We start from the raw sequence: 6671 nt of genomic DNA, 5'->3' as shown, positions 1-6671 counted from the left end.
GGGGCTGCTGCCGTGTATCTGGAAGAGTTTGCCCCAAAAAACAGGTGGACGGATATCATTGAGGTGAACATCAACAACCTGGCTGCCGTGCCATCCATTGTGTTTGGGCTTCTGGGCCTGGCCGTATTTTTAAATTTTTTCGGCCTGCCCAGATCTGTCCCGCTTGTGGGGGGGCTTGTTTTAACCCTGATGACGCTGCCCACTATTATTATTGCCAGCAGGTCCGCACTTAAGGCGGTGCCGTCTTCCATTCGTGAGGCATGTCTTGGTATTGGTGCATCCAAAGTCCAAATGGTGGCGCATCATGTCCTGCCCCAGGCCCTGCCGGGCATGCTCACCGGCACGATTATCGGCATGTCCCAGGCCCTTGGGGAAACCGCGCCGCTTTTGATGATCGGTATGGTGGCCTTTATTGTGGATATTCCTGCCGGATTCACAGATCCTTCCACGGTGCTGCCCGTACAGATCTACCTGTGGGCAGACAGTCCGGAAAGGGCGTTTCTGGAAAAAACCTCAGCTGCGATCATGGTGCTTCTGATTTTTTTGATGGCTATGAATGGTGCAGCTGTCTTTTTAAGAAAAAGATTTGAAAAAAGACATTAAGTCGCAGATTTTATTTATCTTTTTATAGAATGCATGTTTCAGGAGTTTACCCATGAAAAAACTGATTGTCACTTCGATTGCCTTCGTGTATGTGGTGATTTTGGGGATTTCCCAGGCCAGGGCCGGTGCAGCAAGGGACTATATCTCCATTGTCGGATCCTCAACGGTTTATCCTTTTGCCACAGTTGTTGCTGAAAATTTTGGAAAAAAAACCCGCTTTAAAACCCCGAAGATTGAATCCACTGGATCCGGCGGCGGCCATAAGCTTTTTAGCGCCGGTATTGGTGTAGAGCATCCGGATATTACCAACTCTTCTGCCCGGATTACAAGAAGTCAGCTGGAAAAAGACTTCAAAAATGGTGTAAAAGAAGTCGTTGAGGTGAAAATTGGCTATGACGGCATTGTTGTGGCAAATTCCAGGCAGACCCTGGTGTTCAGGCTGGCCAGAAAAGATTTGTTTCTCGGTCTGGCAAAGCAGGTGCCTGTGACAGGGGATAAGGGCGCTTTGCAGCCAAACCCATATAAAACCTGGAAGCAAGTAAATCCATCACTTCCTGATGCCAAAATTGAGGTGTTTGGGCCGCCGCCCACCTCCGGTACCCGGGATGCATTTGTGGAACTGGCCATGGAAGGCGGGGCAAATGCGTTTGCATGGATAGCGAAATTGAAAAAAACGGATAAAAAAAGATACAAGGTGATCTGTCATACCCTCCGGGAAGACGGGGCCTTTATTGAGGCCGGAGAAAATGACAACCTGATTGTGGACAAGTTGAACAAGTCTCCTGAAGCCTTAGGCATTTTTGGTTTTTCTTTCCTGGACCAGAACACCGATAAGATCCAGGGCTCTTTCATCGACGGTGTGCAACCGACATTTGAGGCCATTTCCGCCGGGTCCTATCCCGTGTCCCGTCCCCTGTATTTTTATATTAAAAAGGCCCATGTCAACACCATCCCCGGTATGAGGGAATATCTGGCCGAGTTCACCAGTGAAACTGCCTGGGGTGATGAGGGGTACCTGACGACTAAAGGGTTGATCCCCATGCCTGCGGAAGAACGGCAGCATTATAGAAAAGTCGTTGAAGAACTTACCCCCTTAACGTTGGAAGATCTCAATTAAGGATAAATAAAAACGAAAATGAATCAGGAACAAACAATCGGTCATCTGCCGAGAAGGCCTGGGCGGCGTCCGCTGGTTGATCGGACAGAGCGGGAAACCGTGGGGCAGACGACGGTTGAAAACCCCAGGATGAGCTGCCAGAATGTGGCTGTTTATTACGACTCAAAAAAAGCCATCAGCAATATTTCCCTGGATATCGGCCGCAACGAAGTGATTGCCATGATCGGGCCTTCCGGGTGCGGTAAATCCACTTTTCTGCGCTGCCTGAACCGGATGAACGATACCATTGAAGGATGTCTTGTGACCGGACAGATCCTCATGGACGGAAAAAATATATATGACAGCGACGTGGATGTGGTGCCGTTAAGGGCCCAGGTGGGCATGGTTTTCCAGAAGCCCAATCCCTTTCCCAAATCCATTTATGACAACATTGCCTATGGCGCAAGAATCCACGGCCTTGTCCAGAACCGGGACGAGACCGACGAACTGGTTGTGGGCTCTTTAAAAAGGGCTGGTCTGTGGAGCGAAGTCAAGGACCGGCTGGAAATGCCGGGCACCAGTCTGTCCGGTGGTCAGCAGCAGCGTTTGTGCATTGCAAGGACCATTGCGGTGAACCCGGAGGTGATTCTCATGGATGAACCCTGTTCCTCTCTGGACCCCATTGCCACGGCCATTATCGAGGAACTCATTGATGAACTCAAACAGGATTACACCATTGCCATCGTAACCCACTCCATGCAGCAGGCATCCCGGATTTCCCAGCGCACAGCCTATTTCCACCAGGGAGATCTCATTGAAACCGGACCCACGGACCAGATATTTTTAAATCCCCTGCACCAGCTCACCGAGGATTATATCACCGGGCGGTTCGGATAGCGGCGGTTCATACCCCATTTTATCCGGGATTACCTATGGACAAAAGTCATGAAGAACTCCGGGTTGACAAAGAATGAATTCACTCATGTAATTGGCGACGGTGGTTACCTTGTGGCTGAAGAGCGGTGCCTGATGACAATCGGTGGTGAAGTCGCCTGCAATGTAGCTGTTGCCGATTCTGCGCGAACCGATGGTGGCCAAATCGGATCCGGCAATGCCACAGGCTGAAACCACGGGCTTTTTGTCGGCAAAGGTTTCGATGAGCATTTTTTTATCGACTTGGCGGTCAAAGCCCTCAACGATAAGGTCGCAGTCTAAAAACAGTTCAGCGCAGTTTTGCGCGTCAATACGCTGAACCTGCGCCTCAAGGTGTACCTTGGGATTAATGCGGTGCAAGTTGATCTTAAGTGCCTCGACCTTGAACAGGCCGATCTGGTCGGCAAAATAAAACTGGCGGTTGAGGTTACCGGGTTCTACCCGGTCGAAATCAACCAGTTTGAGTTGTGTGACGCCGCTTCGAACCAGGTTAAGGGCCACGTTGGAGCCGATACCGCCGACCCCGGCAATACCGATTTTCATCAGATGCAGTCCCAGTCTTTGTAAATCGGCTGGTAGCCATGGGCGATAATCGCATCAGCCACCTCCTTCACGCTGCGGGCATCGGTAATTTCGAATTGCGGTGTCTGGCCGTCCGGTATCTCGGTGTATCCACCTACACCGGTGCTTGATCCAGCAGAGTAACGCGTGGCACCCAAGGGGAGAATGCGGTCGCGAAAGGTCGCGTTTTCACGGGTGGAGATGGTCAGTCCCGAACGTGGCAGGAAGATGCGCAACGCGGTCATGAACTGAACAAAGGTTTTGTCGTCCACCAGGTAGTCGGGTTGGAAATCGCCTTCTGCCTCGTTAAACCGGGGCAGGGAAATGGCAATCTCGGTATCGATATACTTGTTTTCAAGGTAGCGGGCATGTAACCCGGTGAAAAACATGTCCCGGCGCGGTTCACTCAGACCAAGCAGGGCCCCGAGGTTGACGACCCGCATACCGCCCTTTGCGGCCCGTTCAGGTGCGTTGAGCCGCCAGTGGTAATCCATCTTTTTGCCGGCCAGATGAACCCGTTTATAAACGCCCTGGTCATAGGTTTCCTGGAACATGGTCATGGAATCGACACCAGCCTGGTTGAGTTGGCGGTACGCCTCAACCTCAAGGGGGTAGACCTCAATCGCCACTGATGCAAAATGCGTCTTAAGCAGTTGAGCCGCATCCAGCAGATAAGACATGGGGGTCATGTGCTGGGCTTCACCCGTGAGAAAAAGTATGTGCTGCATGCCGGTTTTGGCAATGGCTCTGGCCTCAATCTCAATCTCTTCCAGGCTGAGTTTTCGGCGCAGAATCGGGTTTTTATGATTAAACCCGCAATAGGCGCAGCCGTTGTTACAGTGGTTGGAGATGTACAGCGGAATGAACATTTGGATGGTGCGTCCGAAATACTGCACGGTCAGCTGGTGGGCTTTGCGGGCCATGGCTTCTAGATGTCCGGCAGCCCGGGGGCTCAGCAGGGTCATAAAATCCATGGGGCCGGGTTTTTCCTTGGCCAGACTACGGATGATGTCTTCATCGCTCACCTGGTCAAAAAAATCGGGAACATCAAAATCACGGTATTGCTCAACTACCTCATAGAATGACATGATTTGATCCTTGATCAGAACGCTTCAAGCTCATTTATTTTTATAAGGTGGCGCTTATGCTCTAAAGTTCTGATACGCTTTAAATATGGTTAGTCGCTTTCTGTTTTTTTGTTTCTATTCTCCGTCAAGAAATCCAGTAAGCGGAGAAGAGGCGCGGGCAAGGGTGGACGCTTCGGCCATTTCAGCCAAAAAGGCAGCCCGTCCGGCTTTGACCGCGAGATCAAAGGCGCGTCCCATGGCTTCCGGGTCCCGGGACGTGGCAATGGCGGTATTCACCAGAACCGCGTCTGCTCCCATTTCCATTGCAGCCGCGGCCTGGGAAGGTTTGCCGATTCCCGCATCAACAACGATCGGCACGCTGATATTTTCAATTAACATGGCAATCAGCGGTCTGGTCTCCAGTCCCCGGTTGGTTCCGATGGGTGCGCCCAGAGGCATGACCGCTGCTGCACCGGCGTTTTCCAGACGTTTGGCCAGGGGCAGGTCCGGCAGAACATAGGGCAGAACCTGGAACCCTTCTTTGGCCAGAATTTCCGTGGCCTTCAAGGTCTCCCAGTTGTCCGGCATCAGGTATTTCATATCGGTGATAACTTCGATTTTGATGAAATCACCACAACCGGCTTCCCGGGCAATGCGGGCAATGCGTACGGCCTGTTCTGCGCTACGGGCCCCGGATGTATTCGGCAGCAGGGTCACATTTTTGGGGATATATTCAAGAATATTTTCAGACTGAGCCGTGATGTCGACCCGACGCAGGGCCACAGTGATCATCTGTGAACCGCTGGCCGCGAGCATCTTGGGAATTTGTCCATGGTTGCCGAATTTCCCGGTACCGGTCAGCAACCGGTTGCTGAATTCTTTCCCCCCCAATAAAAGTACATCGTCGTTCATAATCAGCCTCCTCCGACAAAACTGAGCATTTCCAGGCGATCGCCTTCCTGGAGTTCAGTTGTCGGCCAAAATTTCTGTTTAATGATTTGCTGGTTGAGTTCAATAACCAGGGCCCCGGCATCAAGCTTTTTCCAGGCAATGAACTGCGCCAAAGTGCAGGATTCTATGCGTTCCTTGTTTCCGTTGACAAAAATATTCATAGATAAAAATCCTAAAAAAAAGCCGCTTGCCCCCAAGGAAGGGGCAAGCGGCTTGTAAAAAAACCTAAATCCGGATTTCTCCAGGTTTATTGCTGTCTTGTCCGCTTCCCTTCGCCGGTATTATCCGGATCAGGTTCAATGGGTATTATCTCAGGCGCCGTGCGCCACCCCACGCGATGGATTAAGCTATATAAAGAATGAGAAGGTTTGTCAACCCCGGGTTGAACGCCCAACCATTATTTTAATCCGTTCCGTTTTTTTCTCACCCCGAACCGAAAAAACTCTATCACAAGCGGCATGACCGAGAGAAAAATAATGATAACCAGTACCAGAGAAAAATTTTCCTTGACCACACGCAGGTTGCCAAAAAAGTATCCTGCCAGTATGAAGAGGATCAGGCCAATTAAGATGCATCGGCGCGATCCGGTTTATCGCTTTTATCGCTGTCTCCGTATCCAAAAAAAAATGCAGTTATCTGACCACCAGAATAACTGCGCCGGTGGCGACCTGGGCGCCTTTCTGCAAACAGATCTCTTTGACCTGGCCGTCAATAGTGCTGATCAGGGGGTTTTCCATTTTCATGGCTTCCATGACTACGACCACCTGGCCAGCTTTAACCATATCTCCGACGCTGACCAGAATGTCAACAATTAATCCGGGGATGGGTGCCGTGATGGTTCCGGAGGCGAAAACGGCTGCCGGTGCCGGAGTTCGGGCTGGAGGGGGTACCGCCGACGCGGGAATGTGCCTGTCGGCTTGTTTTTCCACTTGCACCTGATAGGGGGAGCCGTTGACTGTTACCTGAGCGGTTCCATTGGTGATGGCACCGATTTCGATCTCATATTTTTTCTGTTTTATGGAAATAGCGTATTTCATTTGGGTTTCTTTGTCTTTGCATTTAGGTGTTAGAATGGCGTTTAAATGCCTGTGTCCGGTCGTTCATGATCTTCTGGCGGCCATACAGGCTCCAGGCGTTCTGATTATCCTCCGCGCCGAGTTCAGATTTTATACCGACGGGTCCGGACATCTCCAGATGAAGGGCCATGGCAACAGCGGCCACCATCTCCGGCTCCATTTCAGACGCTGCTGAGACCGGTCTCTGTGCTGGAACAGCCGGCTGCAGCTTTGTTTCCTCAACTTTGGCGGTTTTGCGCTTGCAGGCCAATTCAAAAATCTTGCCGCAGACGATCATGCCGAACATCAACACGCCCAGTACCAGGAAAACGCCGAAGAAGCGGATAAAAAGCGTTCCGATGGCATATCCCCAGAAAGAGTCGCAGGGACCGCAGATCAGCAGGA

General features: G+C 51.3%; 9 protein-coding genes and 1 riboswitch. Of the genes, 3 read left to right on the top strand and 6 right to left on the bottom strand.

The features are described from left to right. The 3 genes from AB7U36_RS15660 to pstB form a co-directional block, all read left to right on the top strand. The coding region (locus tag AB7U36_RS15660) for a PstA family ABC transporter permease (protein ID WP_428160645.1) at nucleotides 1-603 on the top strand (603 nt) is incomplete at its 5' end. A 52-nt stretch (nucleotides 604-655) separates the two neighbouring features. Continuing rightward, nucleotides 656-1720, top strand: a complete 1065-nt coding sequence (locus tag AB7U36_RS15655; protein WP_428160644.1) for a substrate-binding domain-containing protein — start codon at nucleotides 656-658, stop codon at nucleotides 1718-1720. An 18-nt stretch (nucleotides 1721-1738) separates the two neighbouring features. After that, nucleotides 1739-2596: a phosphate ABC transporter ATP-binding protein PstB gene (pstB, locus tag AB7U36_RS15650; RefSeq protein WP_428160643.1), complete on the top strand. Its 858-nt coding sequence runs from the start codon at nucleotides 1739-1741 to the stop codon at nucleotides 2594-2596. 33 nt (nucleotides 2597-2629) lie between these two features. On the opposite strand, the gene thiF is transcribed toward pstB, so the two are convergent. From thiF to AB7U36_RS15620, 6 genes are all read right to left on the bottom strand, one after another. Further along, a complete protein-coding gene (gene thiF / locus AB7U36_RS15645) occupies nucleotides 2630-3175 on the bottom strand; it encodes a sulfur carrier protein ThiS adenylyltransferase ThiF (protein WP_428160642.1) in 546 nt (181 codons plus the stop codon). Next, nucleotides 3175-4281, bottom strand: coding sequence for a 2-iminoacetate synthase ThiH (gene thiH, locus AB7U36_RS15640; RefSeq protein ID WP_428160641.1), 1107 nt, complete (start codon nucleotides 4279-4281; stop codon nucleotides 3175-3177). Before thiH ends, thiF begins: the two co-directional genes overlap by 1 nt. Nucleotides 4282-4395: 114 nt before the next feature. Then, complete coding sequence (locus AB7U36_RS15635; protein ID WP_428160640.1) at nucleotides 4396-5172, bottom strand: thiazole synthase; 777 nt, start codon at nucleotides 5170-5172, stop codon at nucleotides 4396-4398. A gap of 2 nt (nucleotides 5173-5174) precedes the next feature. Next, a complete protein-coding gene (gene thiS, locus AB7U36_RS15630) occupies nucleotides 5175-5372 on the bottom strand; it encodes a sulfur carrier protein ThiS (RefSeq protein WP_428160639.1) in 198 nt (65 codons plus the stop codon). A gap of 89 nt (nucleotides 5373-5461) precedes the next feature. Beyond that, a riboswitch (TPP riboswitch) is annotated at nucleotides 5462-5554 on the bottom strand. Nucleotides 5555-5843: 289 nt separating this feature from the next. After that, nucleotides 5844-6248 (bottom strand): biotin/lipoyl-containing protein, encoded by a 405-nt coding sequence (locus tag AB7U36_RS15625; protein WP_428160638.1) that lies wholly within the window; start codon nucleotides 6246-6248, stop codon nucleotides 5844-5846. Nucleotides 6249-6270: 22 nt separating this feature from the next. Further along, nucleotides 6271-6671: OadG family protein (locus AB7U36_RS15620; protein ID WP_428160637.1), on the bottom strand; the 401-nt coding region annotated here is incomplete at its 5' end.

The sequence above is a fragment of the Desulfobacter sp. genome (assembly GCF_050177295.1).
This window is presented reverse-complemented; position numbering and strand designations above follow the sequence as displayed.